27 protein-coding genes are annotated in these 24,961 nt (G+C 67.6%); 12 read left to right on the forward strand and 15 right to left on the reverse strand.

All coding sequences use genetic code 11. The annotated features are described in order from the left end of the window. Position 1: 1 nt before the first annotated feature. From AC1DXV_RS04110 to AC1DXV_RS04170, 13 genes are all read right to left on the reverse strand, one after another. Positions 2-889 (reverse strand): aldo/keto reductase, encoded by an 888-nt coding sequence (locus tag AC1DXV_RS04110; protein WP_477865228.1) that lies wholly within the window; start codon positions 887-889, stop codon positions 2-4. Then, positions 886-2,046 carry a UDP-4-amino-4,6-dideoxy-N-acetyl-beta-L-altrosamine transaminase gene (gene pseC / locus AC1DXV_RS04115; protein ID WP_477932598.1) on the reverse strand — a complete coding sequence of 387 codons (1,161 nt, stop codon included), beginning with the start codon at positions 2,044-2,046 and terminating at the stop codon, positions 886-888. Before pseC ends, AC1DXV_RS04110 begins: the two co-directional genes overlap by 4 nt. Before the next feature lie 14 nt (positions 2,047-2,060). After that, entirely contained in the window at positions 2,061-3,068 is a 1,008-nt protein-coding gene (pseB, locus tag AC1DXV_RS04120) for a UDP-N-acetylglucosamine 4,6-dehydratase (inverting) (protein ID WP_477865230.1), read from the reverse strand. A gap of 128 nt (positions 3,069-3,196) precedes the next feature. Continuing rightward, positions 3,197-3,556 carry a MarR family EPS-associated transcriptional regulator gene (locus AC1DXV_RS04125; RefSeq protein ID WP_477932600.1) on the reverse strand — a complete coding sequence of 120 codons (360 nt, stop codon included), beginning with the start codon at positions 3,554-3,556 and terminating at the stop codon, positions 3,197-3,199. Between the two features lie 70 nt (positions 3,557-3,626). After that, the gene (locus AC1DXV_RS04130; RefSeq protein ID WP_477932602.1) at positions 3,627-4,694 is read right to left on the reverse strand and encodes an NAD-dependent epimerase/dehydratase family protein; all 1,068 of its coding nucleotides are present in this window, start codon (positions 4,692-4,694) and stop codon (positions 3,627-3,629) included. A gap of 4 nt (positions 4,695-4,698) precedes the next feature. Continuing rightward, on the reverse strand, positions 4,699-5,730 hold the full coding sequence (dmpG, locus tag AC1DXV_RS04135) for a 4-hydroxy-2-oxovalerate aldolase (RefSeq protein ID WP_477866204.1): 1,032 nt from the start codon (positions 5,728-5,730) through the stop codon (positions 4,699-4,701). 4 nt (positions 5,731-5,734) lie between these two features. Next, positions 5,735-6,616, reverse strand: a complete 882-nt coding sequence (locus AC1DXV_RS04140) for an acetaldehyde dehydrogenase (acetylating) (protein WP_477866202.1) — start codon at positions 6,614-6,616, stop codon at positions 5,735-5,737. A 9-nt stretch (positions 6,617-6,625) separates the two neighbouring features. Beyond that, the gene (locus AC1DXV_RS04145; protein ID WP_477866200.1) at positions 6,626-7,582 is read right to left on the reverse strand and encodes an NAD-dependent epimerase/dehydratase family protein; all 957 of its coding nucleotides are present in this window, start codon (positions 7,580-7,582) and stop codon (positions 6,626-6,628) included. A 16-nt stretch (positions 7,583-7,598) separates the two neighbouring features. After that, entirely contained in the window at positions 7,599-9,413 is a 1,815-nt protein-coding gene (locus tag AC1DXV_RS04150; RefSeq protein WP_477866198.1) for a thiamine pyrophosphate-binding protein, read from the reverse strand. 8 nt (positions 9,414-9,421) lie between these two features. Next, entirely contained in the window at positions 9,422-10,783 is a 1,362-nt protein-coding gene (gene rfbH / locus AC1DXV_RS04155; protein ID WP_477866196.1) for a lipopolysaccharide biosynthesis protein RfbH, read from the reverse strand. After that, positions 10,780-11,856, reverse strand: a complete 1,077-nt coding sequence (rfbG, locus tag AC1DXV_RS04160; RefSeq protein WP_477866194.1) for a CDP-glucose 4,6-dehydratase — start codon at positions 11,854-11,856, stop codon at positions 10,780-10,782. The genes rfbH and rfbG overlap by 4 nt, the downstream gene beginning before the upstream one ends. A 2-nt stretch (positions 11,857-11,858) precedes the next feature. Next, positions 11,859-12,632: a glucose-1-phosphate cytidylyltransferase gene (rfbF, locus tag AC1DXV_RS04165; protein WP_477866192.1), complete on the reverse strand. Its 774-nt coding sequence runs from the start codon at positions 12,630-12,632 to the stop codon at positions 11,859-11,861. A 25-nt stretch (positions 12,633-12,657) separates the two neighbouring features. Continuing rightward, positions 12,658-13,647, reverse strand: coding sequence for an FAD-binding oxidoreductase (locus AC1DXV_RS04170; protein ID WP_477932604.1), 990 nt, complete (start codon positions 13,645-13,647; stop codon positions 12,658-12,660). 213 nt (positions 13,648-13,860) lie between these two features. Here AC1DXV_RS04170 and AC1DXV_RS04175 point away from each other — a divergent pair, with 213 nt between their 5' ends. Continuing rightward, positions 13,861-15,396, forward strand: a complete 1,536-nt coding sequence (locus tag AC1DXV_RS04175) for a DEAD/DEAH box helicase (RefSeq protein ID WP_477932606.1) — start codon at positions 13,861-13,863, stop codon at positions 15,394-15,396. 24 nt (positions 15,397-15,420) lie between these two features. On the opposite strand, the gene AC1DXV_RS04180 is transcribed toward AC1DXV_RS04175, so the two are convergent. Together AC1DXV_RS04180 and AC1DXV_RS04185 are read right to left on the reverse strand one after the other, a co-directional pair. Further along, positions 15,421-16,182 carry an SAM-dependent methyltransferase gene (locus tag AC1DXV_RS04180; RefSeq protein ID WP_477869979.1) on the reverse strand — a complete coding sequence of 254 codons (762 nt, stop codon included), beginning with the start codon at positions 16,180-16,182 and terminating at the stop codon, positions 15,421-15,423. Positions 16,183-16,185: 3 nt separating this feature from the next. Beyond that, a complete protein-coding gene (locus AC1DXV_RS04185; protein WP_477869981.1) occupies positions 16,186-16,779 on the reverse strand; it encodes a Maf family nucleotide pyrophosphatase in 594 nt (197 codons plus the stop codon). Positions 16,780-16,833: 54 nt separating this feature from the next. Between AC1DXV_RS04185 and AC1DXV_RS04190 the strand changes: the two genes are divergently transcribed. The 11 genes from AC1DXV_RS04190 to AC1DXV_RS04240 form a co-directional block, all read left to right on the forward strand. After that, positions 16,834-17,379: a YceD family protein gene (locus tag AC1DXV_RS04190; RefSeq protein WP_477869983.1), complete on the forward strand. Its 546-nt coding sequence runs from the start codon at positions 16,834-16,836 to the stop codon at positions 17,377-17,379. A gap of 132 nt (positions 17,380-17,511) precedes the next feature. Beyond that, positions 17,512-17,694: a 50S ribosomal protein L32 gene (gene rpmF, locus AC1DXV_RS04195; protein ID WP_477869985.1), complete on the forward strand. Its 183-nt coding sequence runs from the start codon at positions 17,512-17,514 to the stop codon at positions 17,692-17,694. A gap of 187 nt (positions 17,695-17,881) precedes the next feature. Continuing rightward, entirely contained in the window at positions 17,882-18,985 is a 1,104-nt protein-coding gene (plsX, locus tag AC1DXV_RS04200; RefSeq protein ID WP_477932617.1) for a phosphate acyltransferase PlsX, read from the forward strand. Beyond that, the gene (locus AC1DXV_RS04205) at positions 18,982-19,974 is read left to right on the forward strand and encodes a beta-ketoacyl-ACP synthase III (protein ID WP_477932608.1); all 993 of its coding nucleotides are present in this window, start codon (positions 18,982-18,984) and stop codon (positions 19,972-19,974) included. The genes plsX and AC1DXV_RS04205 overlap by 4 nt, the downstream gene beginning before the upstream one ends. A gap of 70 nt (positions 19,975-20,044) precedes the next feature. Beyond that, entirely contained in the window at positions 20,045-20,983 is a 939-nt protein-coding gene (gene fabD / locus AC1DXV_RS04210; RefSeq protein ID WP_477865339.1) for an ACP S-malonyltransferase, read from the forward strand. After that, positions 20,980-21,741 (forward strand): 3-oxoacyl-ACP reductase FabG, encoded by a 762-nt coding sequence (gene fabG / locus AC1DXV_RS04215; protein ID WP_477932610.1) that lies wholly within the window; start codon positions 20,980-20,982, stop codon positions 21,739-21,741. Before fabD ends, fabG begins: the two co-directional genes overlap by 4 nt. Positions 21,742-21,894: 153 nt before the next feature. Next, a complete protein-coding gene (gene acpP / locus AC1DXV_RS04220) occupies positions 21,895-22,134 on the forward strand; it encodes an acyl carrier protein (protein ID WP_009552529.1) in 240 nt (79 codons plus the stop codon). Between the two features lie 28 nt (positions 22,135-22,162). After that, positions 22,163-23,407 (forward strand): beta-ketoacyl-ACP synthase II, encoded by a 1,245-nt coding sequence (gene fabF, locus AC1DXV_RS04225; RefSeq protein WP_477932612.1) that lies wholly within the window; start codon positions 22,163-22,165, stop codon positions 23,405-23,407. Between the two features lie 21 nt (positions 23,408-23,428). Next, positions 23,429-23,908: a hypothetical protein gene (locus tag AC1DXV_RS04230; protein ID WP_477865342.1), complete on the forward strand. Its 480-nt coding sequence runs from the start codon at positions 23,429-23,431 to the stop codon at positions 23,906-23,908. Between the two features lie 2 nt (positions 23,909-23,910). Beyond that, positions 23,911-24,519, forward strand: a complete 609-nt coding sequence (rpoE, locus tag AC1DXV_RS04235) for an RNA polymerase sigma factor RpoE (protein ID WP_477865350.1) — start codon at positions 23,911-23,913, stop codon at positions 24,517-24,519. A 44-nt stretch (positions 24,520-24,563) separates the two neighbouring features. Then, on the forward strand, positions 24,564-24,961 hold a 398-nt coding region (locus tag AC1DXV_RS04240), incomplete at its 3' end, for a sigma-E factor negative regulatory protein (protein WP_477932613.1).

A 24,961-nucleotide genomic window follows, 5' to 3' on the forward strand; every position in this document is an offset into this window, starting at 1 on the left:
GTCAGTCGAGCCTCTTCGGGGGCCACAGTCGCGGATCGACGGCCTGTGGCTGATTCACGGCAAGTTCGGGCGCCTGGATCGCCTCGGCGAGTTCCCATTGCATGGCGATCTCCTCCAGCTGCTCGAGGTTGTCCACGCCGACGACGCATCGGCCGACCACAGGCCAGCCCTTGATGACCGACAGCGCCGCACGGATGGGCGGCATGTCATGGGTGCGGCACCAATCCTGCCATTGGGCGATGGCAGGGGCCGCAGCCGGCACGCGTCTCTGCGCGTCGGCGACAGGCATCAGCAGCAGGCCCTGGAGGAAGGCTGAACGCACGTGCAACTCCACCGCCGCCGGCCAGGCGACCGCCGCCAGGCGCTGGTCGAGCGCGTTGCCCGGCAACTGGGCGATGCCGATCTCCAGATCTGCTGCCAAGCGCGCGACGGCCTGTGGGTCGTAGCCGGAGGCTCCGAGAACCATGCCGGCGTCTCGAGCACGCGGAACCAGCGCGTTCCACGCTGCACGCCCTTGCGGGGACTGCAGGTCGTCTGCGTTGTGGAACATCAGGGCCTTCAATCGCGGCCCCAGGTGCCGGCGCGACGTTTCAAACGCCTCGACCGCTGCGGACGCCGCATCGGCGGGGCTGAGGTCGCCGTGCATCGCCGGCAGCTTGGAGATCACCCGGAACTCGAGGTCTCCCATCAGCCGGGCGAGCCGCCCCTCGATGGATCCGTAGGCCGCCGCGGTGTCGAGGGTGTCGATTCCGAGATCCCAGGCACGGCGAAGCAGCGTGGTCACCTCGGCTTCCGGGATCGGCTCGGCTCGTCCGGCAACACCGTAGGCGAGGCCGAACTGCACCGTGCCCAGCGCCAGCCGGGGTGTCCGCGTGGAGGCGTGCTTCACGTCAATGCTCTCCGCAGGCATGCGATCACGTGATCCTGATCGTCGTCGCCGAGGCTGGCGTACATCGGCAGGGAGATCGCCGACTCGTAGTAGTGTTCGGCGACGGGGTAGTCACCCTTCCCACGGCCGAACTGCCGGAAGTCCGGCTGCAGGTGGACCGGGATGTAGTGCACGTTGACGCCGATGCCCTGGGCCCGCATGGATTCGAACACCTTGCGGCGGCCCGGCGTGGCGCCTTCCACGAGATTGATCACATAAAGATGGAGTGCGGACCGGGATCCCGGCACGCGCCGAGGCGTGATCACCGGAAGGTTCGCCAACGCCGCGTCGTAGCGGTCGGCGATCTCGTGCCGGCGGGCCACCCACTCGTCCAGGCGCCGCATCTGCGACACGCCGAGGGCGGCTTGCATGTCCGTCAACCGGTAGTTGAACCCCAGGGCGTGTTGCTCGTAGTACCAGGGGCCCTGGGACTGGTCCTGCAGCAGGCCCGGGTCGCGCGTCATGCCGTGCGACCGGAACAGGGCCATCTTCGCGGCAAGATCGGCCCTCTGCGTCAGGGCCGCGCCGCCTTCAGCCGTCGTGACCAGCTTGACCGGGTGGAAGCTGAACACCGTCACGTCGCTGTAGCTGCCACGGCCGACAGGTTCGCCGCGATACGAGCCACCGATGGCGTGGGAAGCATCTTCGATGATGCCGAACCCATACTGTTTCGACAGCTCGTGGATCGCTGCCATGTCTGCCGGCTGCCCTGCGAAATGAACGGGGATCACCACCTTGGGCAAGGTATTGCTGCGCTGGGCGGCGGCCAGCCTGGTGGCGAGGGCCTGGGCGCACAGGTTGTGCGAGATGGGGTCGATGTCGACGAAATCGACCGAGGCACCGCAGTAGCGTGCGCTGTTCGCAGTGGCAAGAAACGTATTCGGGGTGGTCCAGACCGTATCCCCCGGGCCGACGCCGAGGGCCAGGCAGGCGATATGAAGCGCCGACGTCGCGCTGTTGACCGCCAGTGCGTGGGCTGCTCCCGTGTAGGCGCAAAGTGCCGCTTCGAAAGCAGGCACCGCAGGTCCCTGCGTCAGGAAGTCGGACTTCAGGACCGACACGACAGCGGCGATGTCTTCCTCGCTGATGCTCTGCCGTCCGTAGGGGATCTGTTTCATGGTCAGCCCTTCAATCAGTCAAGCTGCGTTCCGACGTGCTTGCGGATCAACGCGCGCAGCTGATCGACGGTGAGAAAGTCGGTGTTGGTCCCGCTGTCATAGGCGAAGCCTTGCGGAACCGGCTTTGCTCCGTTCTTCTCGCAGTACTCCTCGATGGAGAAGGGGCCTCCGCTCGGCAGGATCGCATAGTAGCCACCCAGGTCGACGGTATTGAAACTGTCGCTCGCCGTGATCATCTCCTCGTGGATCTTCTCGCCGGGACGGATCCCGACGATCTGCTGCTTGCATTCGGGGTCGATGGCCGTCGCGACGTCGACGATGCGGTAGGACGGGATCTTCGGCACGAGCACCTCGCCGCCCCATGCGTTCTCGATCGACCACAACACCATGTCGACGCCCTCCTGCAGGGAGATGTTGAAGCGCGTCATGCGGTCGTCGGTGATCGGCAGCACGCCGGTGCGCTGCTTCTCGAGGAAGAACGGAATCACCGAACCGCGGCTGCCCATCACGTTGCCGTAGCGCACGACGCTGAAGCGGATGTCGCGCTTGCCGCGGATGTTGTTGGCGGCGACGAACAGCTTGTCCGAGCAGAGCTTGGTGGCGCCATAGAGGTTGATCGGTGCAGCCGCCTTGTCGGTCGAGAGCGCAACGACCCGCGACACGCCGGCATCCAGGCAGGCCTCGATCAGGTTCTGGGCTCCGAGCACGTTGGTCTTGATGCATTCGAAGGGGTTGTATTCCGCAGCAACCACCTGCTTGAGCGCGGCCGCGTGCACGACGACGTCGATGCCCTCGAGCGCGCGGCGCAGGCGGCTCTCGTCACGGATGTCGCCGATGAAGTAGCGCAAGCCTTCGTACTTCTTGCTCGAGAAATGCTGCTGCATCTCGAACTGCTTCAGCTCGTCGCGCGAATAGACGACCAGTCGCTTGATGTCGGGATGCTTCTCCAGGACGGTCTTGACGAACGCCTTGCCGAAGGAGCCGGTGCCGCCTGTGATGAGGATGGACTTGTCGTTGAGCATGAGGGGGCTTGCGAAGGGGGGGTTCAGGAGCGGGAGGACGCGTATCAGCGACGGTCATCGCGTGGGCCGGGCCATCGACGCCCGGCAACGTGGATCTTTGCGTTCTGTTCCATGGGTGTCGGTTCGTTTCAGTTGTCGGGCGAAATCCCATGGCCATTGGCGGCCACTTCCTGGCGGAGTTGCTGAATCTGGCGCTTCAACGTCTCGTACTCGCGTTCCTTGAAATCAAGGAAGGACTTGGTCAGTTCGATGCGCCGCTTGACGCCGGAGGGAGTCAGCACATAGAGGTAGCCAAGCTTTCGGTCGCTGCGCTGGAAGTTCTTCGCCTTCACCCAGCCTTTGGCCAACAGCGCCTTGAGCAGGTAGTGGGTCTTGCCCAGGCTGACCCCGAGCTCGACGGACAATTGGCGCTGCGAATACTCGGGGTGCTGCTCCAGCAGTCGCAGCAGATCCAGGTGGCCGGCGGCTGATGTGGTTTCGTCGTTCATCTGTTGAACGCGAAATTCTACAGCGATTTGTTGCAACTTTCCGGTGGGTCCGTTCGTTCGCTGTGGCGGTTCACGCCGGCGCTCGCAGGCGCCGCGCGGCCGCCAGCCGTTCAGCGTGCCATCGCATGGTCCGCTCGATCGCCGTCTCCACATCGATGACCACCCGGGTGCCGAGCGCCTTCGTCGTGTGGCCGAGGTCGGGGAAGAAGTCGTGGCTGCGGCCGTCGTCCTTCTGGCGGCTTTGCACCAGGATCTGCGGCGAGGGGGTGGTGCGGGCACCGACCCGGGCTGCGGCGTCGGCATGGCTGAGGGGCTGGTCGCCGCCCAGGTTGTAGGCGGCCCCGTCCTGGCCCGCCAGGCAGGCCTGGAGCAGCCAGGCCGCGACGTCGCTGCCGTACAGGTAGCTGCGTCGGCTGGTGCCTTCGCCGTGGACGCGGATCTCGCGGCCCGACAGCGCGTCGCGGATGAAATTGTTCATGGCCCACGGCGCATCCAGCGCCTGGTACGGCCCGAGGAAGGTGAAGGCACGCACCGTGCTGACCGGCAGGCGATGCTGGCCTGCATGGCCGCAGGCCAGGCTTTCGGCGGCTCGCCGGGCTTCCGCGTACAGGTTGTGGAAGCGGGTGAAGTCGAGCGGGCCGATGTCGCCTTCGGCCAGTGCCCGCGCGGGCAGCCCGCTGCCAGCCACCAGCCCGGAGCTCAGGTTCACGAGGCGCCGGATATCCTCCAGCCGGCTTGCCGCCGCGAGGGTGTTGTCCAGGCCGTAGACCGTGGTCTGGAACACGCGCTGCGGCTCGCTGGCATGGACCCGCGGATCGGCGATGCCGGCGGCGAACAGCACCAGCGTCGTGTCGTGTGGCAGCTCGAACGGCGAACGCACGTCGGTGGCCTGCAGGGAGATGTCGTCGCGCTTCAGGTGCGAGTTCTGTGCAACCCACTTCGCAGGCGCCCGGCCGACCAGGTGCAGGCGGGTGTTGCCGCCCGCCTCGTCGTTGAGTGCCGAGATCATCTCGGCCAGCCAGGTGCCGGTGAAGCCGGTGCCACCGACCACGGCGATGCGGTGGCCCCTCAGTCGGCCGGCGAGATCCGGCAACGCCGCCGCCGAAGCCAGGCAATCGTCGCGCAATTGGCGTTGCATGGCGTCAAGCATGGGCCGCCTTCGTTGCGGCCTTCGCTTCGGCCAGCTGCAGTGCCACCTCGAGGATCAGGCTTTCCTGCCCCGCCACCGCGTTGCGGCGCCCCAGCTCGAAGAAGATGTCGCGCGGGTCGACGCCGTGCTCGGCACCGATGCTGTTCACCTGTTTGACGAAACCGGAGAACACGCCCGACATGCCGCTGACGATGCTGGTCGACGAGATGTAGGGCAGCGAAGGAATCATCGTCTTCTCGGCCAGGTCGGCCGCGTCGAGCATCTTGTAGAGATCGATGCCGGTCTCGTAGCCCATCTGCTGGAAGACGGCGACGAGCACCTCGAGCTGCGCATTGCCCGCGCCGGCGCCGAAGCCGCGCGCGCTGCCATCGATGATGGACGCTCCCGCCTCGACCGCGGCCACCGAATTGGCAATGCCCATGCCGAGGTTGTTGTGCGCATGGAAGCCCACGGGGATGCTCAGCGCGTCCACCAGCGTCGAGATGCGCCGGGTCACGTCGGAGGGCAGGTAGGTGCCGGCCGAGTCCATGATGACCAGCGCCTCGGCGCCATAGGCCTGCATCTTGCGCGCCTCGTCTGCCAGCACGTCCGGGGAGGCCATGTGGCTCATCATCAGCACGCCATAGACCTCCTTGCCCTGGGTGCGCACGTAGTCGATGTGGCGTTGCGTGATGTCGGCTTCGGTGCAATGCGAGGCGATGCGGAACACGTCGACGCCGAGCTCGATCGCCATCGTCAGGTGGCGCTGGATGGTGCAGAAACCGGGGATGGCGTGGACAGACAGCTTCGACTTGCCGAGGTTCTCGCGTGCCGTGCGCAGGATCACCTCATCGGTCAGCGCGCATTCGCCGATCAGCATCGACGAGGCGCCCAGCCCGTTGCCGTGGCCCACCTCGACGATGGGGACGCCGGCGCGTTCCGCGGCGGCGCAATAGGCGGCGAAGTTCTCCTGCGAGATCTTGTGGCGCACCGCGTGGTTGCCGTCGCGCAGCGTCGGGTCGCTGATCAGTACGTGCTTGCCCATGTCGTCACTCCTTGCCCTGGCGGGCGATGGTCTCCGCGATGCCGATGGCCGCGCAGTTGATGATGTCGAGGTTGCCGGCATAGCGCGGCAGGTAGTCGCCGTTGCCCAGCACCTTCACGGTGGTGGTGATCTTGCCGTCCTCGATGGTCGGCGGCACGATCAGCTGGTAGCCGGGCACGTAGGCCATGATTCGCTTCATCATCTCGTTCACCGAGTCGCGGATCGCGCCGAGGTTCGGGTTGGCCACCTTCGCGTAGATCGTCGTCTGCATGTCGATCGGCGGGCGGGCGGGGTTCAGGATCAGGATCGCCTTGGCCTGGCGCGCTCCCGTGAACTTGATCAGCGCCTGCTCGGTGGTCTCGATGTATTCGTCCAGGTTGGCGCGGGTGGCGGGGCCGGCGCTGCGCGACGAGATGCTGGAGGCGACCTCGATGTACTCGATGTCGCTCTGCACCGCGGCGATCGCGTTGGCGATCGGCACCGAGGCCTGGCCGCCGCAGGTCACCATGTTGATGTTGGCCGAGCGAGAATCGATGATCTCGTCCGAGTTGATCGCCGGCACGCACAGCTTGCCGACCTTGGCCGGCGTCATGTCGATCACCTTCTTGCCCAGCTTCTCCAGCACCGACCAGTGCTCGAGGTGCGAGATCGCCGAGGTGGCATCGAACACCAGGTCGATGTCGTCGGCCTGCTGCACGATGGCGTCCAACCCGCGGTCAGAGATGTTCACGCCCAGGTTGCTGGCCTTCTGCATCCCGTCGGAGCGAAAGTTGCGGCCGACGAACAGCGCGCACTGCAGGCTCTCGGAGCGCATCACCTTGATGAGCAGGTCGGTGCCGATGTTGCCGGTGCCGAGGATCGCGACGCGGAGTTTCTTGGAGGTCATCACAGCTTCTCAATGGGATTTTTCTGGGGCCGCCTGGCGGCCCAGGATGGCGCGAGTCTCTTCCAGCACGCCCTCCAGCGACGAATACCGGGGCCGGTAGCCGAACCGCCCGGCCTGGTGGTTCAGCGAGTAGTAGTGAGGCTTGGCGCCGGTGGCGTTGACCGCCACCCCGCTGTCCGGCTCGGCGATGTCGTAGCGCAGGCCGAAGTGCTCTTGCATCGCCTTCAGCAGGGTCGGCTTGTCCACGGCGCCACGCGAGTAGCCATCGACCGGGCCATTGTGCGGCGGTGCATCGAGCAGGCAGCGCACGAGCTGGGCGAAGTCGTGCGGGTGCAGGAAGTCGCGCACCATGTACTCGGGCGAGGTGCGCAGCACCTGCCCGTCGCGCACGGCACGAACGATATCGGTGATGAAGAACCGCGCCTCGATGTCCTGGGTGCGGCTGAAATAGTTGAAGACGCGGATGTCGGTGATCGCCAGGTCCGGCCGCGAGCGGTGCCGCACCTCGGCATGCAGCTTGGCGGTGGCGTAGTAGTCCTGCGGTGCGATGGCATTGATGGCGATGCGCGCTTCGGTGGCGGCCGTCACCGGCTCTGCATAGGCGTTGCCGTAGACGGCGCCGCTGGACAGGAAGAGGTAATGGCGCTGCGGGTTCTTCTGAAGCTCGGCCAGCACCATGTCGTCGAAGCGCTGCGTCACTTCGAAGATGCCGGCGCCCATCGCCGCGGCGCGGCGCGGGTCGCCGACACCCACGAAGTTGATGACGGCGTCGTGCGGGACGCGCCCGTAGTCCTCGTAGCGGTGGATCGGACAGGTCTCAGCCAGTCCTCGGGCCAGCACCCAGCTGCGCATGGCCTCCACGTCCCGCACATAGAGCAGCGGCGGCGTGTCGCTGCCGGACGTCAAGGACAGGATCAGGTCCTTGGCGATCTGGCTGCTGGCGCCGACGATGGCGATCTGCTTCATGGCGTTGCGAGCAAGCTCAGCGCAGCGAGGTCGACTTCGGGTGCACGTCGACCAGCATGGCTTTCGACAGCACGTCCAGCGGCAGCAGGGGCGACAGGTCTTCCAGCGGCGGCGACACCAGCTCGCCGGTCGGCCTGGCCGCCACCGAGAGCTTGGGCACGAACAACTGCTCGGGGTGCATGAACACCTCGCAGACCACCGGGCCCTCGATGGCCTGGACCTGGGCCAGCACGTCGTCGCATTCCTCCCAGCCGCGAATCTGGAAGGCCGGGATGTCGAAGGCCGCGGCGAGCTTGCTGAAATCGGGGCAGGACACGCCCGACTTCGCGTCGGTGCCCACGTAGCCGCTCTTGAACAGCGAGTTCTGCGTGTGCTTGATCATCAGGTAGCCGTCATTGTTGAAGATGAACAGCTTGATCGGCAGCTGGTGGTGGACCATGGTCTGCAGTTCCTGCAGGTTCATCATCATCCCGCCGTCGCAGTTCAGGCACATCACCTCGCCCCGGTCGCGCGCGAACGAGGCACCGATGGCTCCCGGCAGGCCGTAGCCCATCTCGCCCAGGCCGGTCGAGGTCATCAGGCGCTGGCCGTCGCCCAGCTTCAGCACCTGGTGGCCGCACAGCAAGGCGGTGCCCATGTCGGTGACGATCACCTGGTCGGGCTTCAACACGCCGTTCAACCGCTCCATGAACCGGTAGGAATTCATGAAGCCTGCCGGGTCGGCATGCTCGGGGCCGATCCAGGGGAAGTCGCGCAGGTAGCCGGCACAGCGCTCCAGCCAGGCGGCCTTGCTGCCCACGCCGCCATTCGCCCCGGCAGCCAGTGCCCGCACGAAGGCGCCGGCATCGGCGTGGATGAAGCTGTTCAGGCGCGAGCCCAGCTTGCCGCCCTCGGTCTCGTCGATGTCGACCATGTCGATGGTGGCCGCGCGTGCCAGCTCGTTCAGGTCGTAGCCGACCTGCGGGACGGCCAGGCGCGTGCCGATCGCGAGGATGTAGTCGCTGTTCTGCAGCGCGAAGTTGGCGGCGCGCTGCCCGTAGACGCCGGCACGGCCGATCACCCGGGGATGCGACGAGTCGACCATGTCGATGCCGGCCCACGACACCAGGGCCGGGATGTCCAGCGCGTCGAGCAGGGCGGGCAGTTCGTCCACCGCACCCGCCAGGCGGATGCCGTTGCCCAGCCACAGCAGCGGACGCTCTGCGCGCTTCAGCGCTGCGATCACGCCCGCGATCTGGTCGGCGTCGGGCGCCTTCGGCGTGCCGGTTTCCGGCGTGAAGACTTCCATCTCCGACGGCGCCAGGCGGGTCGACTGGATGTCCATCGGAATCTCGACCCAGGCCGGTCCCGGCCGGCCGGCCAGCGCGATGCCGGCGGCCTTGCGCAATTCGGCCAGGGTCTGGGCGGGTTGCGTCACGCGGCTCGCGTACTTGGCGACCTTCTCGATCATGCCGACCGAGTCGTAGCCCTGCACGCCCCACATGCGCAGCGGGTTGTCCAGCCGCGTGTGCTTCGAGTGCTCGTTGCCGGCGATCACCAGCCCGGGGATGGAATCGGCCCAGGCCGACACCACGCCGGTCACGCCGTTGGTGGCGCCGGCGCCCGTCGTCAGCAGCGCGACCGCGAGCCGCCCGCTGGTCCGGTAGTAGGTCTGCATCGCCATCGTGGCGGCCTGCTCGTGGTGCACGCAGACGATCTCGGTGAAACCGCGGCGCGTGATCGCCTCGAACAGGTGGACGTTGCCGGCACCGATGATGCCGAAGGCATGACGGATGTCGAGCTCTTCGAGCAGTTGCGCGATCTGATCGCTGATCTTGGCGGGAGCTGTCATGGTGCGGTTCAGAAATTCAGGCCGAAGAATTCTTCGAGCTTGCCGACGATGAAGTCGAGGTGTTCGGTGGTGAGGCCCGGGTACACGCCCAGCCAGAAGGCCTGGTTCATGACCACGTCGGTGTTGGCCAGGCTGCCGCTGACGCGGAAGTTGCGCCCGATCATGTAGGGCTGGCGCGCCAGGTTGCCGGCGAACAGCAGCCGCGTGCCGATCTTGTTCTGGTCGAGGTACGACAGCAGGTCGACACGCTTGACGCCCGACTCGGGCTTCAGCAGCGCGAGGAAGCCGAACCACGACGGATCGGACTTCGGCGTCGCTTCGGGCAGCTCCAGGAAGTCGGCGCACGACTTCAGGCGCTCCTTCAGGTAGTCGAAGTTGCGCTTGCGGGCTTCGACGAACTCTTCCACGCGGTCCATCTGCGCCAGCGCGCAGGCGGCCTGCATGTCGCTGATCTTCAGGTTGTAGCCGAGGTGCGAGTAGGTGTACTTGTGGTCGTAGCCATCGGGCAGGTCGCCCCCGAGTTCCTTGTTCGTCCAGCAGAAGCGCTTGTTGCAGGTGTTGTCCTTGCCGGGCGGGCAGTAGCAGTCGCGGCCCCAGTCGCGGAAGGATTCGGCGATCAGCTTCAGCTCGGCGTTGTTGGTGAACACCGCGCCGCCTTCGCCCATGGTGATGTGGTGCGCCGGGTAGAAGCTCAGCGTGCCGATGTCGCCGAAGCTGCCGACCATCTTGCCGTCGTAGGTGGAGCCGAGCGCGTCGCAGCAGTCTTCCACCAGCCAGAGCTTGTGCTTCCTGCACAGCGCGGTGACCACGTCGAGGTTGAACGGGTTGCCCAGCGAGTGGGCCAGCATGATGGCCTTGGTCTTCGGGCCGATGGCGGCCTCGATCAGCGTCGGGTCGATGTTGTGCGTGGCGAGGTCGATGTCGACGAACACCGGCACGGCGCCGAACTGCAGGATCGGGTTGACGGTCGTCGGGAAGCCCGCGGCCACGCCGATCACCTCGTCGCCCGGCTGGATCGCGCGCTCGCCCAGGCGCGGCGAGGTCAGCGCCGAGAAGGCCACCAGGTTGGCCGACGAGCCGGAGTTGACGGTGATCAGGTACTTCACGCCCAGGTACCTGGCCAGGCGCTCTTCGAAGGCGGTGTTGAAGCGGCCCGTGGTCAGCCAGCCGTCGAGCGAGGCCTCGACCATCAGCTGCAGCTCCCTGGCGCCGATCACCTTGCCCGACACCGGCACCACCGACTGGCCGGGCACGAAGGGCTTGGGTGCCAGCTGCTGGTCGGCGTACTGCTGGACGAGTGCAGCGATCTGCGCGCGCAACTCGGCGCCGGGTGCGGCCGGTGCGGCCGCGATGATGGGGATGCTGCTCATGCGGTTTCCTTGCCGATCGAGTTCGTGTACTGCGTGATCTGCGCCAGGCAGACCGATTTCATGTCCTGCTGGGCGCGCCAGGCGCGGTGCCACTGCGTGATCTTCGAGAGCGCGGTGTCCAGGTTCCAGCGCGGTTGCCAGCCCAGGCGGTGCCGGGCCTTGGAGATGTCGAGCTTCAGGTAGTGGGCCTCGTGCGGGTGCTCACCCAGGTCGAGCTGCCAGCCGGCGCCTTCGCCCCAAGCCTTCGCCAGGCGCTCGACGATCCACATCACCGGCTGCGCGTCCTCGTCGCGTGGGCCGAAGTTCCACCCGTCGGCGAATTCGGGTTCGCCGCTCCACAGCTGCTGGGCCAGTGTCAGGTAGCCTGACAGGGGCTCCAGCACGTGCTGCCACGGCCGCGTCGAATTCGGATTGCGGATCACCACCGGCTCGCCACGCTCGAAGGCGCGCAGGATGTCGGGCACCAGCCGGTCGCTGGCCCAGTCGCCACCGCCGATCACGTTGCCGGCGCGCGCCGAGGCCAGCGCCACGCCGGCCTTCTGCAGGAACGAGCGGCGGTAGGCCGAGGTCACCAGCTCCGCACACCCCTTGCTGTTGCTGTACGGATCGTGGCCGCCCATCGGCTCGTTCTCGCGATAGCCCCATTCCCATTCACGGTTCTCGTAGCACTTGTCGGTCGTCACGGCGACGACGCAGCGCACCGTGCTGCAGCGGCGCACCGCCTCCAGCACGTGCACCGTGCCCATCACGTTGGTGGCATACGTCTCGACCGGTTCGCTGTAAGACAGGCGCACCAGCGGCTGCGCCGCCATGTGGATCACGATCTCCGGCCGGAACGCCTGCATGGCCTGCACCACGGTGTCGAGGTCGCGGATGTCGCCGAGGGTCGACTGCATGGCGTCGCCCACCCGGGCCACCTGGAACAGGCTGGGCTCGGTGGAGGCGGCCAGGGCCAGGCCTCCCAGCTCGGCGCCCAGCGATTGCAGCCACAGCGACAGCCAGCTGCCCTTGAAGCCGGTGTGGCCAGTCAGGAAGACGCGCTTGCCGCGCCAGAATTCAGCGTTCACCGACATGCTCAGTCCCACTTCTTCCACGGCGCCTTGCCGCTGGTCCACAGGTCCTCGAGCAGGTGCTTGTCGCGCAGCGTGTCCATCGGCTGCCAGAAGCCGTCGTGCTCGAAGGCCATCAGCTGCTCGTCTTCGGCCAGCCGCATCAGCGGACCCTGCTCCCAGACCGTGGCGTCATCCTTCAGGTACGACAGCACCTTCGGCGAGAGCACGAAGAAGCCGCCGTTGATCATCCCGCCGTCGCCCTTGGGCTTTTCCTTGAAGCTCTTCACCTGCTGGTGCTGGATGTCGAGCGCGCCGAAGCGACCGGGCGGGAAGGTCGCGGTGAGCGTTGCGGCCTTGCCGTGAGCCTGGTGGAACGCGATCGATGCGCCGATGTCGATGTCGCCGACGCCATCGCCATAGGTGAAGCAGAAGGCTTCTTCATCCTGCACGTACTTCGCGACGCGCAGCAGCCGCCCACCGGTCATCGAGTCGTCGCCGGTGTCGACCAGCGTCACGGTCCACGGTTCGGCGCGCTCGTGGTGCACCTCCATGCGGTTGTGCTTCATGTCGAAGGTGACGTCCGACATGTGCAGGAAGTAGTTGGCGAAGTACTCCTTGATCACGTAGCCCTTGTAGCCGCAGCAGATCACGAAATCGTGGATGCCGTGGTGCGAGTACATCTTCATGATGTGCCACAGGATCGGCTTGCCGCCGATCTCGACCATGGGCTTGGGCCGGATGGCAGTTTCCTCGCTGATGCGGGTGCCCAGCCCCCCGGCCAGGATGACGGCTTTCATGGTGTTCCTTTCGCGTTGGAGGGGCTCAGGCCGGCGCCGAGCTGACGAAGGCATCGGAGTGGAAATGCCGAGCTGGCAGGCCGGCGTCCAGCAACCGGGCGCGGGCAGCGTGGATCATGGCGTCGGAGCCGCAGGCATAGACCACGGTGCGCTGCCAGTGGCATCCGTCGCGCAGCAGGGCCTCCTGCACGTGGCCGCGTTCTCCGAGCCAGTCGATCCCCGCGCGCGACAGCACCGGCACGAACCGATGCCCCGGTCCGGCGGGCGGCGGCTGCCAGTACAGGTCGGACGGGACGCGGCCTCCCCAGTACACCGTCACGGAGAGCGGTTGGTCTGCGCGGCGGGCGAGCTCCTCGAGCATGGCCTTGACCGGCGCGATGCCTGTGCCGGTGGCCAGGAAGACCAGGTGCACCCCCTCGGTCTCGCGGACGAAGAAGGTGCCCAGCGGGCCATGCAGGCGCAGCAGGTCGTTGGTGCGGGCCTGCTCGAACCAGTAGTCGCTCATCACGCCACCGGGGACCTGGCGGACGTGCAGTTCGAGCGGCATGGCCTCGGCCCGGGCCGAGGCGAGCGAGTAGCTGCGCCGTACGCCGCCGTGGCCGATCACGTCGATGTACTGGCCGGCGGCGAACGTGAAGGTGCTGGCAGGAGGCAGGCGCAGTGTCGCCCGCACCACGTCGGGCGACACGCGCTCGATCGACTGCAGCCGGCACGGCCAGGTGCGGGCTGCCGCGAGATGGGCATCGCCCAGGTCCTCGACCGCCAATGCGATGTCGCTGGTGGCGGTGCGCACGCAGGTGAGGATGCTTCCGGCAGCGCGCTCTTCATCGTCCAACTCCAGCTCGGCATGCAGCAGCGAGGTGTCGCCCGACACGAGGCCGGCCTTGCAGCTGCCGCAGCGTCCGGTGCGGCAACTGTAGGGCAGCGTGATGCCTGCACGCAGGGCGGCATCGAGCAGGGACTCGCCGCCATGCGTTTCGAAGGTCTTGCCGCTGGAGAGGTGGACAACAGGCATCGGGTAGCCGTGTGGGGCTGCGGGACGTGGATGGGCCAGACAGTCTACGAGCAACGCTCCCCCCGGCTGCCCCGGACGAAGCAGCCTGGGTGACGGTTGGATGCGGCGGGGAGTCGGCCGTCGGGAACCTCTGATCGGCCTTGAAATCGCCCTGATCCGGCACCAAAACCTTTGGATGCAGGCGGTCTGGACGGCCCGGAGGATAATCCAAGGATGATCTCTTCCCCCACGGATACGTCCGTCACCGAATCCTCCCCTGGCTCTACCGACGCTTCGGTCCCCCCGCCCGTGGTGGAATTCGCTTCCCTTGGCCTGGCGCCCGTGCTGCAAAAAGCCGTCGCCGAGTCCGGCTACACCCAGTGCACGCCGATCCAGGCCAAGGCGATCCCGATCGTGCTGGCCGGCCGTGACGTGATGGGTGCCGCGCAGACCGGCACCGGCAAGACGGCCGCCTTCTCGCTGCCGCTGCTGCACAAGATGCTGCGCCACGAGAACGCCAGCATGTCGCCGGCTCGCCACCCGGTGCGGGCACTGGTGCTGGCTCCCACGCGCGAACTGGCCGACCAGGTCGCGAAGAACATCAAGACCTATTCCAAGCACACCAAGCTGCGCGCGGCGGTCGTCTTCGGCGGCATCGACATGAAGCCGCAGACGCTCGAGCTGAAGGCTGGCGTCGAGGTGCTGATCGCCACCCCCGGCCGCCTGCTCGACCACATCGAGGCGAAGAACGCGGTGCTGAACCAGGTCGAGTACGTCGTGCTCGACGAGGCCGACCGCATGCTGGACATCGGCTTCCTCCCCGACCTGCAGCGCATCCTGAGCTACCTGCCGAAGCAGCGCCAGACGCTGCTGTTCTCGGCCACCTTCTCGACCGAGATCAAGAAGCTGGCCGAGAGCTACCTGCAGGATCCGATCCTTGTCGAAGTGGCCCGGCCGAACGCGACGGCGACGAACGTGGAGCAGCGCTTCTACAGCGTGTCGTCCGACGACAAGCGCGCCGCAATCCGCAAGATCCTGGTCGAGCGCGCGCTGAAGCAGGCGATCGTGTTCGTCAACTCCAAGCTCGGTTGCGCCCGCCTCGCGCGTTCGCTCGAGCGCGAAGGCCTCAAGACCAACGCGCTGCACGGCGACAAGTCGCAGGACGAGCGGCTGAAGGCCCTCGAAGCGTTCAAGCGCGGCGAGGTCGACGTGCTGGTCTGCACCGACGTGGCCGCGCGCGGCCTGGACATCGCCGACCTGCCGGCGGTCTTCAATTTCGACGTGCCGTTCAATGCCGAGGACTATGTCCACCGCATCGGCCGCACCGGGCGCGCCGGGGCCTCGGGCCTGGCGGTCACGCTGGTCACCCGCGACGACGCCCGGCTGGTGTCCGACATCGAGAAGCTGATCAAGAAGAAGATCGAACTCGAGCCGCTCGAACTGGACGAGGCGCGCCCGCGCATGTCGGACCGCACCGAGCGGCCGCGCCGCAGCTGGGACGATGCGCCGGCCGAATCCCGCGAGGCGCGCGAACCCCGCGAGCCACGCGAACCCGGCGAGTCCCGCCCGCAACGCAGCTACGCCCCGCCGCGGCCGCCGGCCGATCCGTTCTTCGACAAGCCCTACGAGCCGAGCACCACCGCCACCGAGGCGGCCTGGGAAAGCAAGGCCGCAGCCGCTCCGTCGACGAGCCGCCTGTCGCCCAACATCAAGCCGAAGAAGAAGGTCGCGGCGCTGTTCGGCGCCAAGGTCACGCCGCCGCAGGCTTGATGGCTCGGCAGGGCTGACGGCCCCTCAGCCCGCCAGCAGCGAGAACACGGCCGGCACGTCGTTCGGCAGCTCGACCGGCTGGCTGCGCCAGCGGGCCACCGTGTCGCAGCGGGTCCAGGCGCCCGCCAGCGTCAGCCCGCAACTCACCGACAGGCGGGTGTCCGGGTTCAGCGTGGCAAGCAGGGCCGCCAGCAGCGACGCATTCCGGTACGGCGTCTCGATCATCAGCTGGGTTTGCCGGAGCTTGCGCGACAGCGATTCCAGTTCGCGCAGGCGGCCCGCGCGCTGCGCCGCATCGACCGGCACGTAGCCGACGAACGCGAAGCTCTGCCCGTTCAGGCCGCTGGCGCCCAGCGCCATCAACAGCGAACTGGGGCCGGACAGCGGCACGACGCGGATCGACATCGCATGCGCGGCGCGCACCAGCTCCGAGCCCGGATCCGCAATCGCCGGCAGCCCGGCTTCGGAGATCAACCCGATGTCGTGCCCGGCCGATGCCGGCGCCAGCAGGGGTTTGAGGTCGGGCGGCGCGCCGGCATCGCGGCCCTTCGGCGGCCGGGGCAGCTCGACGATCGAGATCTCCTGCAGCGGCCGCGCAAGCGGCTGGATGGCGTCGACCCGCTTCAGGAATGCGCGCGTCGTCTTCGCGTTCTCGGCGACCCAGTGGCCCAGGCCTGCGGCGGTGCGCAAGACGCCGGCGGGCAGCACCTCGCGCAGGTCGCTGTCGGCCGAGACGCCGAAATCCAGCGTGTTCGGCACCAGGAAGAGTTGGCCGGAGGTCGTCATCGATCAGGCGGCGAGCGGGTCGATGCCGGCCTGGCGCAGCAGTTCGGCGGTGCGGATCAGCGGCAGGCCGATCAGCGCGGTCGGGTCATCGGATTCGATCGCGGTCAGCAGGGTGATCCCCAAGCCTTCCGATTTGGCGCTGCCGGCGCAGTCGTACGGCTGCTCGGCGCGCAGGTAGCGTTCGATCTCGTCGTCGGACAGGTCGCGAAAGCGCACCCGCACCGCCACCAGCGCCGAGGCTTCGAAGCCGGCCTGCCGGTGCACCACGGCGACGGCGGTCTGGAACACGATGGACTTGCCGCGCATCGAGCGCAGCTGCGCGACGGCGCGCGCGTGGTCTCCGGGCTTGCCGACCGGCGTGCCCGCCAGGTCGGCCACCTGGTCGGAGCCGATCACCACCGCGTCCGGTGCGTGGGTTGCGACGGCGCGGGCCTTGGCCAGGGCCAGCCGCAGTGCCAGTGCGGCGGGTGCTTCACCCGCCAGCGGTGTTTCATCGACCTCGGGCGAGCGAACCTCGAACGGCAGGCGCAGGCGCTCGAGGAGTTCTCGCCGGTAGCGCGAGGTCGAGCCGAGGATCAGCAAGGGGCGTGGGGTCATGCGGCGCATTCTCCCATCGCACTCCCATCGCGCGCGCGCCCGTACACTGGAAGGATGAAGTCCCGAGTCACCGATCCCCGCCACCTGGATGCCGAGGCGTTTGCCCAGGAATCCGTCCGGCTCGAAGGCCGCTGGTCGCAAGACGACCTGCTGCGCCTGAAGCAAAGCACCCTGCCTGAAAGTGATGCCGAAGTCGCCTGGACAGCCGAAGGCGAGCGCCGCGAAGGGCGCGCCGGCAGCGCCGAGACCTGGCTGCATCTGACAGCCGAGACCCGGGTGCCCCTGCAATGCCAGCGCTGCCTGTCGCCGATGACCGTGCCGTTGTCGATCGACAGTTCGCTGCAGTTCGTGGCCGGTGAAGATGCGGCCGCGGCGCTGGACGCCGACAGCGAACACGACGTGCTGGCGCTGAGCCGCGACCTGGACCTGCTGACGCTCGTGGAAGACGAACTGCTGCTGGCGCTGCCCATCGTGCCGCGTCACGAGCAGTGCCCGCAGCCGCTGGCCGTGCCGGTCTCGCCGGAAGAGGAAGAGGCCGGGAAGGAAGCTCATCCGTTTGCGGCCCTGGCCGCCCTGAAGCGCGGCCACCTCCCCAATTGATCCGGGCCTGGGAGGCCATGCTAGAATCGCAGGCTTTTTCGTCAAAGCGTTGATTGCGTCCCCGGAGCCCTGGGGATTTCAGCGCACCCCGCCTGGCTCCTGCGAGTGTCAGGAGGCTCAAGGAGAATTTTCATGGCCGTTCAGCAAAACAAGAAGTCGCCTTCCAAGCGCGGCATGCATCGTGCGCACAATGCCCTGGTCACCCCGGGCACCGCGATCGAGCCGACCACGGGCGAATCGCACCTGCGTCACCACATCAGCCCCAACGGTTTCTACCGCGGGCGCAAGGTCCTGAAGACCAAGGCTGACGCCTGAGTCGGTTGTCGCGCACTTCCGCCGGACCCGCGCATTGCCGCGGCCAAGGCATGATGCGTGAACCCTGCGAGACCTTGCATCGACCCGGCCTGCGGACCGTCGCAGTGCCGGGTGTTTGTCTTTTGGGTGGCGATCGCTCCGGCGTTCGCTGCCTGAGTTCGCTGCTTCTCCTGCACCCATGAACCCGATGTCGCCGCCCGCCGCGACCGATGTCATTCGCCTGTCCGTCGACTGCATGGGCGGCGATCACGGTCCCTCCGTCACGCTGCCGGCCTGCCGCGCTTTCCTGGCTGCCCACCCGCTGGCCGAGGTGGTGCTCGTCGGCCGCGCCGAGGCGCTTGCGCCGGCGGCCGGCTGGGACCGCTGCCACGTGGTCGCGGCCACCGAGGTCGTCGAGATGGACGACGCGGTCGAGGTGGCGCTGCGCCGCAAGAAGGATTCTTCGCTGCGCGTGGCGTTGATGCAGCTGAAGTCCGGTACCGACGGCCAGCCGCCGCGTGCACACGCCTGCGTGTCCGCCGGCAACACCGGCGCGTTGATGGCCGTCGCGCGCTACCTGCTGAAGACGCTCGAGGGCATCGATCGCCCGGCCATCGCCGCGGTGATGCCCAACCAGAAGGATGGCTACACGACCGTGCTCGATCTCGGCGCGAACGTGGACTGCAGCGCCGAACACCTGCTGCAGTTCGCCGTGATGGGCAGTGCGCTGGTCGCGGCGGTCGACGGCAAGGAGAACCCGAGCGTCGGCCTGCTGAACATCGGCGAGGAAGTCATCAAGGGCAACGAGACGATCAAGCGCGCCGGCGAGCTGCTGCGCGCCGCAGCCGAAGGCGGCCACGTCAACTTCCACGGCAACGTCGAAGGCAACGACATCTTCAAGGGCACGACCGACATCGTCGTCTGCGATGGCTTCGTCGGCAATGTCGCGCTGAAGACCGCCGAAGGCCTCGCGTCGATGCTGTCGAGCTTCATCAAGCAGGAGTTCACCCGCAACATCTTCACGAAGATGGCGGCGCTGGTGGCATTGCCGGTGCTGAACCACTTCAAGCACCGGGTCGACCACCGCCGCTACAGCGGCGGCGCGCTGCTCGGTCTGCGTGGCCTGGTGTTCAAGGCGCACGGCTCGTCCGATGCCTATGCGTTCGAGCAGGCCTTGAATCGGGCTTATGATGCGGCCCGCAATCACTTGCTGGATCGGGTGCACGACCGGATTCGCGATTCGCTGCATGCCTTGCCCACCCCTGCAAGTGCAAGCGGCGCATCGTCCGACGGTGCCGCCCTCGCTGCATGACCCAACCCTCTGCGACCCGCTATTCGCGCATCACCGGCACCGGCAGCTACCTGCCGCCGAAGCGCCTGACCAACGAAGCCCTGGCCGCCGAACTGGCCGCCAAGGGAGTCGAGACTTCCGATGAGTGGATCGTCGCGCGCACCGGCATCCGCGCCCGCCATTTCGCCGAAGCCGATGTGCCGTGCAGCGACCTGGCCCTGCCGGCCGCGCAGCGTGCGCTCGAGGCGGCCGGCGTCGCCGCATCGCAGATCGACCTGATCATCGTCGCGACCTCGACGCCCGACATGGTCTTCCCGTCGACCGCCACCATCCTGCAGCGCAAGCTCGGCATTGCCGGCTGCCCCGCCTTCGACGTGCAGGCGGTGTGCTCCGGCTTCGTCTATGCGCTGACGGTGGCCGATTCGATGATCCGCACCGGCGCGGCCAGCAAGGCGCTGGTGGTCGGGGCCGAGATCTTCTCGCGCCTGCTCGACTTCAACGACCGCACCACCTGCGTGCTGTTCGGCGACGGTGCCGGCGCCGTGGTGCTGGAGGCGAGCGACACGCCCGGCATCCTCGCGAGCGAACTGCATGCGGATGGCCGCCATGTCGACATCCTCTGCACGCCCGGCTCGGTGTCCGGCGGCAAGATCACCGGCGACCCGCTGCTGAAGATGGATGGGCCAGCGGTCTTCAAGCTCGCCGTCGGCGTGCTCGAGGACGTCGCGCGCTCGGTGCTCGCGAAGGCCGGCCGCACCGAGGCCGACATCGACTGGCTGATCCCGCACCAGGCCAACATCCGCATCATGCAGGGCACGGCCAAGAAGCTGAAGCTGCCGCTGGACAAGCTGATCGCGACGGTGGACGAACACGGCAACACGTCCGCCGCCTCGATTCCGCTGGCACTCGATGTCGCGGTGCGCGCCGGCACGGTGAAGCGCGGCGACACCGTGATGCTCGAGGGCGTCGGCGGCGGTTTCACCTGGGGCGCGGTGCTGTTCGACTACTGAGCACGCGCTCGGTAGCCCCTCCGCGAGATCCCTCTCTTCATCTGCGTTGCCGCGACTACAAGGCGCTGACATGACTCCGTTCGCATTCGTCTTTCCCGGCCAGGGCTCGCAAGCCGTCGGCATGCTGGACGCCTGGGGCAGCCACGCGGCCGTGCGCGACACGCTGGCCGAAGCCTCGGCCGCGCTCGGCATCGACGTGGGTCGGCTGATCCACACCGGCCCGAAGGAAGCGCTCGACCTGACCGAGAACACCCAGCCGGTGATGCTGACCGCCGGCGTCGCCTGCCTGCGTGCGTGGCTCGCCGAAACCGGGCTGCAGCCCGCGGCCGTGGCCGGTCACTCGCTCGGCGAGTACGCGGCGCTGGTCGCGGCCGGCGTCATCAGCCTGTCCGAAGCGTTGCCGCTGGTGCGCTTTCGGGCGCAGGCCATGCAGCAGGCGGTGCCGGTCGGTGCGGGCGGCATGGCCGCCATCCTCGGGCTCGATGCCGATGTCGTGCGCGCCGGTTGCGCCGAGGCCGCGGCGGCGTCCGGCGAGGTCGTCGAGGCGGCCAATTTCAACGACCCGAAGCAGACCGTGATCGCCGGCACCAAGGCCGGTGTCGAATTCGCGTGCAGCCTGCTGAAGGACAAGGGCGCCAAGCGCGCGTTGCAGCTGTCGGTGTCGGCGCCGTTCCATTCGAGCCTGATGCGCCCGGCCGCCGAGCAATTGAAGGCGAAGCTGGCCGGCGTCACGCTGAACGCGCCGCGCATCCCGCTCGTCAACAACATCGATGTCGCGGTGCAGGACGACCCGGCCGCCATCCGCGATGCGCTGGTGCGCCAGGCCTTCGGGCCGGTGCGCTGGGTCGAGGTGGTGCAGGCGATCCGCGCCCGCGGCATCCGCCACATCTTCGAGTGCGGGCCCGGCAAGGTGCTGGCCAGCACGATCCGCCGCATCGATGCCGATGCGGTCACGGCCGCGATCCATGATCCGGCCACGCTGCTGGAAGCGAAAGGCCTGCTGGCATGAGTGATCCCAAGAATGAGTCCTCGCTGGCGGGCCAGGTGGCGCTGGTGACCGGCGCCTCGCGCGGCATCGGCCGCGCCATCGCGCTGGCGCTGGCGGCGCAGGGTGCCAAGGTGATCGGCACCGCGACCACGCCGGCCGGTGCCGACGCGATCGGCGAGGCGCTGTCGGCCTTCGCCGGCAGCCGCGGCCTGTGCCTGAACGTCAACGACGGCCCCGGCATCGAGACGGCGATCGACGCCATCGTCAAGGAACACGGCGGCCTGCAGATCCTCGTCAACAACGCCGGCATCACGCGCGACACCTTGTCGATGCGCATGAAGGACGACGACTGGGATGCGGTGATCGACACCAACCTGAAGGCGGTGTTCCGCGTCAGCCGCGCCGTCATCCGCCCGATGATGAAGCAGCGCTTCGGGCGCATCATCAACATCACGTCGGTCGTCGGTGCGAGCGGCAATGCCGGCCAGGCCAACTACGCGGCCTCGAAGGCCGGCGTCGCCGGCATGACGCGCGCGCTGGCCCGCGAGCTCGGCAGCCGCGGCATCACCGTCAACTGCGTCGCGCCGGGCTTCATCCAGACCGACATGACGAGCGAGCTCTCCGAGCAGCAGACCGCCGCGCTGATGGCACAGATCCCGCTGGGCCGGCTCGGCCAGGCAAGCGACATCGCGCATGCGGTGGCCTTCCTGGCGTCGGCCCAGGCCGGCTACATCACCGGCACGGAGTTGCACGTCAATGGCGGCATGTTCATGAATTGACGCCAACGACGCCGAACTGCGTCGAACGTGTCACCCCACAGACCGGAAGGGCCCGACCGGAACCTGGTTTTCAGCGTGTTGACCTGACTTAGAGTCGACACCCTGCAAGCCTTAGAATCTCGGGCTGTTTCAGCAAACCCTCCTGGAGGAGTCATGAGCGATATCGAAGCACGTGTGAAGAAAATCATCGCGGAACAACTGGGCGTTCCGGAAGCCGATGTGTCCAACGAGAAGGCTTTCGTGGCAGACCTGGGCGCTGATTCGCTCGACACCGTTGAACTGGTGATGGCCCTCGAAGACGAGTTCGGCATCGAGATCCCCGACGAGGAAGCCGAGAAGATCACCACCGTGCAGCTGGCGATCGACTACGCCGTCAAGCACCAGAAGGCCTGAGCCTTCGTTCCCAACTGAGCAGCATCGCATGAGCCGTCGCCGCGTCGTCATCACCGGGCTCGGCCTCATCAGTCCCGTGGGCAACACGGTGGCCGAGGGGTGGGCCAACATCGTGGCCGGGCGTTCCGGCATCGCGACCATCACCAAGTTCGATGCGTCGCCCTTCGCCTGTCATTTCGCAGGTGAAGTGAAGGGCTTCAAGGTGGAGGATTACTTCCCCGCCAAGGAAGCCCGGCACATGGACACCTTCATCCACTACGGCCTGGCCGCGTCGATGCAGGCGGTGCGGGATGCCGGCCTGCCCTCCGGCGATGCGCTGAGCGAGGACCAGGCCGAGCGCATCGGCTGCCTCGTGGGCTCGGGCATCGGCGGCCTGCCGATGATCGAGGAGACCCATGCCGAGCTGGTCGACCGCGGTCCGCGCCGCGTGTCGCCGTTCTTCGTGCCGGCCTCGATCATCAACATGATCTCGGGCCATGTCTCGATCAAGTTCGGCTTCCAGGGGCCCAACCTCGCGATCGTGACGGCCTGCACCACGGGCCTGCACTGCATCGGCGAAGCCGGTCGCCTGATCGAGTACGGCGATGCCGACGTGATGGTTGCCGGTGGCGCCGAATCGACGGTGTCGCCGCTGGGCATCGGCGGGTTCGCGGCGGCGCGTGCGCTGTCCACGCGCAACGACGACCCGGCCACGGCCTCGCGTCCGTGGGACAGGGACCGTGACGGTTTCGTGCTCGGCGAAGGCGCCGGCGTCGTGGTGCTCGAGGAATACGAGCACGCGAAGAAGCGCGGCGCGAAGATCTATGCGGAGCTGGTCGGCTTCGGCATGGGTGCGGATGCCTTCCACATGACGGCGCCGAACGTCGACGGGCCCAAGCGCTCGATGAAGGCGGCGCTGCGCAATGCCGGGCTCAACGCCGACCAGATCCAGTACCTGAACGCGCACGRCACTTCCACGCCGCTCGGCGACGTGAACGAGAGCAATGCCATCAAGCTGGCGTACGGCGACCATGCGAAGAAGATGGTCGTCAGCTCGACCAAGTCGATGACCGGCCACCTGCTGGGTGGCGCCGGCGGCATCGAGACGGTGTTCACGACGCTGGCGCTGCACCACCAGGTGGTGCCGCCGACGATCAACATCTTCAACCAGGACCCCGAGTGCGACCTGGACTACTGCGCCAACACGGCGCGCGACCTGAAGATGGAGTACGCGGTGAAGAACAACTTCGGCTTCGGCGGCACGAACGGCACCTTGGTCCTCAAGCGCGTCTGACCGGCACGATCAGCGCCCGGCATGCATGCGCCAGCCGAGTTCCAGCTCACCGTCTCCCGCTTCGGCGCCTGGCGCGGCGGCCTCGCCGTGTCGGGGATGGTGGTCTGGGGCAGTGCGTTCGCCTGGTGGTCGACCAGCGAACGGCCGTTGATGTCGGCAGCGGCCGGCTTTCTGCTGCTGGCCTGCGTGGCGGCCACGGCATCGCTGCATTCCCTCGCTCGAATCTCCGCCTTTCTGCTGCGCTGGGATGGCGCCCAGTGGCATCTGACACCGGCCGCTGGCGAACCGTCGGCCGGCTCGCTGCAGGTGGCGATCGACGGCGGCCGCTGGCTGCTGCTGCATTTCGTTCCGGATCGGGCCGCCACCGGCGCGTCGGCTTCGCGGTGGCTGCCGGTGCAGCGCTCGGGGCTCGAGCGCGACTGGCACCTGTTGCGCAGCACGCTGTTCACCGCGCGCCCCCTGGCCGCGCCTGAGACCCTGGGCGAGGGCCGCCGCGCATGAGCATGACCACGCCGGATGCCGACGCCCCGCTGGTCGAGCGCGTCAAGCGGGGCGACGTGAAGGCGTTCGAGATGCTGGTCGTCAAGTACCAGCGCCGCATCGAGCGCCTGATCGGCCGCATGGTGCGTGACACCGACCTGGTGCAGGACATCGCGCAGGAAACCTTCATCCGGGCCTACCGGGCGATCCCGCAGTTCCGTGGCGAGAGCGCGTTCTACACCTGGCTGTACCGGATAGCGGTCAATGCCGCCAAGAAGGCGCTGGTCGAGATGAAGCGCGACCCGATCGTGACGGAATCCGCACGGGCGTCGCGGGACGATGACGACGAAACTTCCCGCGTCGAAAATGAACTAAGCGACGGCGAAACGCCCGAAGCATTGCTGGCCTCGAAAGAAATTGCGGCGACAGTGAACGCTTCGATCGATGCGCTGTCTGAAGATCTTCGCCAGGCGATCACGCTGCGCGAAATCGAGGGCCTGAGCTACGAAGAGATCGCCGAAGTGATGAATTGCCCGATCGGGACCGTCAGGTCGCGCATTTTCCGCGCGCGCGAGGCGATCGCGCTGAAACTGCGTCCGTTGCTGGACACCCGGGAAGGCGACCGCTGGTGATGCGCGGGATAGCCACTTGCTGAACATGAATGCTGGAGCTGGACATGTCACAGTCGTCTGAAGGCAGTGCGTCGATGGAGAACCTGTCGGCCCTGGTCGATGGGGAACTCGGATCCGAGGCGGGTGCGCGCGCCTGCGCGCAGTGGCGAGAGGATTCGCAGACCCGCGCCGGCTGGCACGCGTACGCGCTGATCGGCGACGTGATGCGCTCCGAAGACCTCGCTTCGACGGCTGACCGTGACTGCGCTTTCCTCGCCCGGCTGCGCGAGCGCCTGGCCGATGAGCCGGTGGTGCTGGCGCCGGCCGAGTTGCCTGCGCCGGTCGAACTGCCGCTGGCTCCGGCTGCCGTCGCGGCCGCGGGCGGCGGGCGCCGCGCCTGGCGCACGCCGGTGGCGGTGGCTGCCGGTTTCGTGGTCGTGGCCGGTGCGCTGGTGGCCACCTC

The organism is Rhizobacter sp. P3_C12 (assembly GCF_056402735.1).

Bases quoted from the DNA above. Each gene is read 5' to 3' on its own strand.
- pseC (WP_477932598.1), bottom strand. From the start codon at position 2,046: ATGAAACAGATCCCCTACGGACGGCAGAGCATCAGCGAGGAAGACATC.
- pseB (WP_477865230.1), bottom strand. From the start codon at position 3,068: ATGCTCAACGACAAGTCCATCCTCATCACAGGCGGCACCGGCTCCTTC.
- AC1DXV_RS04125 (WP_477932600.1), bottom strand. From the start codon at position 3,556: ATGAACGACGAAACCACATCAGCCGCCGGCCACCTGGATCTGCTGCGA.
- AC1DXV_RS04130 (WP_477932602.1), bottom strand. From the start codon at position 4,694: ATGCAACGCCAATTGCGCGACGATTGCCTGGCTTCGGCGGCGGCGTTG.
- dmpG (WP_477866204.1), bottom strand. From the start codon at position 5,730: ATGGGCAAGCACGTACTGATCAGCGACCCGACGCTGCGCGACGGCAAC.
- AC1DXV_RS04140 (WP_477866202.1), bottom strand. From the start codon at position 6,616: ATGACCTCCAAGAAACTCCGCGTCGCGATCCTCGGCACCGGCAACATC.
- AC1DXV_RS04145 (WP_477866200.1), bottom strand. From the start codon at position 7,582: ATGAAGCAGATCGCCATCGTCGGCGCCAGCAGCCAGATCGCCAAGGAC.
- AC1DXV_RS04150 (WP_477866198.1), bottom strand. From the start codon at position 9,413: ATGACAGCTCCCGCCAAGATCAGCGATCAGATCGCGCAACTGCTCGAA.
- rfbH (WP_477866196.1), bottom strand. From the start codon at position 10,783: ATGAGCAGCATCCCCATCATCGCGGCCGCACCGGCCGCACCCGGCGCC.
- rfbG (WP_477866194.1), bottom strand. From the start codon at position 11,856: ATGTCGGTGAACGCTGAATTCTGGCGCGGCAAGCGCGTCTTCCTGACT.
- rfbF (WP_477866192.1), bottom strand. From the start codon at position 12,632: ATGAAAGCCGTCATCCTGGCCGGGGGGCTGGGCACCCGCATCAGCGAG.
- AC1DXV_RS04170 (WP_477932604.1), bottom strand. From the start codon at position 13,647: ATGCCTGTTGTCCACCTCTCCAGCGGCAAGACCTTCGAAACGCATGGC.
- AC1DXV_RS04175 (WP_477932606.1), top strand. From the start codon at position 13,861: ATGATCTCTTCCCCCACGGATACGTCCGTCACCGAATCCTCCCCTGGC.
- AC1DXV_RS04180 (WP_477869979.1), bottom strand. From the start codon at position 16,182: ATGACGACCTCCGGCCAACTCTTCCTGGTGCCGAACACGCTGGATTTC.
- AC1DXV_RS04185 (WP_477869981.1), bottom strand. From the start codon at position 16,779: ATGACCCCACGCCCCTTGCTGATCCTCGGCTCGACCTCGCGCTACCGG.
- AC1DXV_RS04190 (WP_477869983.1), top strand. From the start codon at position 16,834: ATGAAGTCCCGAGTCACCGATCCCCGCCACCTGGATGCCGAGGCGTTT.
- rpmF (WP_477869985.1), top strand. From the start codon at position 17,512: ATGGCCGTTCAGCAAAACAAGAAGTCGCCTTCCAAGCGCGGCATGCAT.
- plsX (WP_477932617.1), top strand. From the start codon at position 17,882: ATGTCGCCGCCCGCCGCGACCGATGTCATTCGCCTGTCCGTCGACTGC.
- AC1DXV_RS04205 (WP_477932608.1), top strand. From the start codon at position 18,982: ATGACCCAACCCTCTGCGACCCGCTATTCGCGCATCACCGGCACCGGC.
- fabD (WP_477865339.1), top strand. From the start codon at position 20,045: ATGACTCCGTTCGCATTCGTCTTTCCCGGCCAGGGCTCGCAAGCCGTC.
- fabG (WP_477932610.1), top strand. From the start codon at position 20,980: ATGAGTGATCCCAAGAATGAGTCCTCGCTGGCGGGCCAGGTGGCGCTG.
- acpP (WP_009552529.1), top strand. From the start codon at position 21,895: ATGAGCGATATCGAAGCACGTGTGAAGAAAATCATCGCGGAACAACTG.
- AC1DXV_RS04230 (WP_477865342.1), top strand. From the start codon at position 23,429: ATGCATGCGCCAGCCGAGTTCCAGCTCACCGTCTCCCGCTTCGGCGCC.
- rpoE (WP_477865350.1), top strand. From the start codon at position 23,911: ATGACCACGCCGGATGCCGACGCCCCGCTGGTCGAGCGCGTCAAGCGG.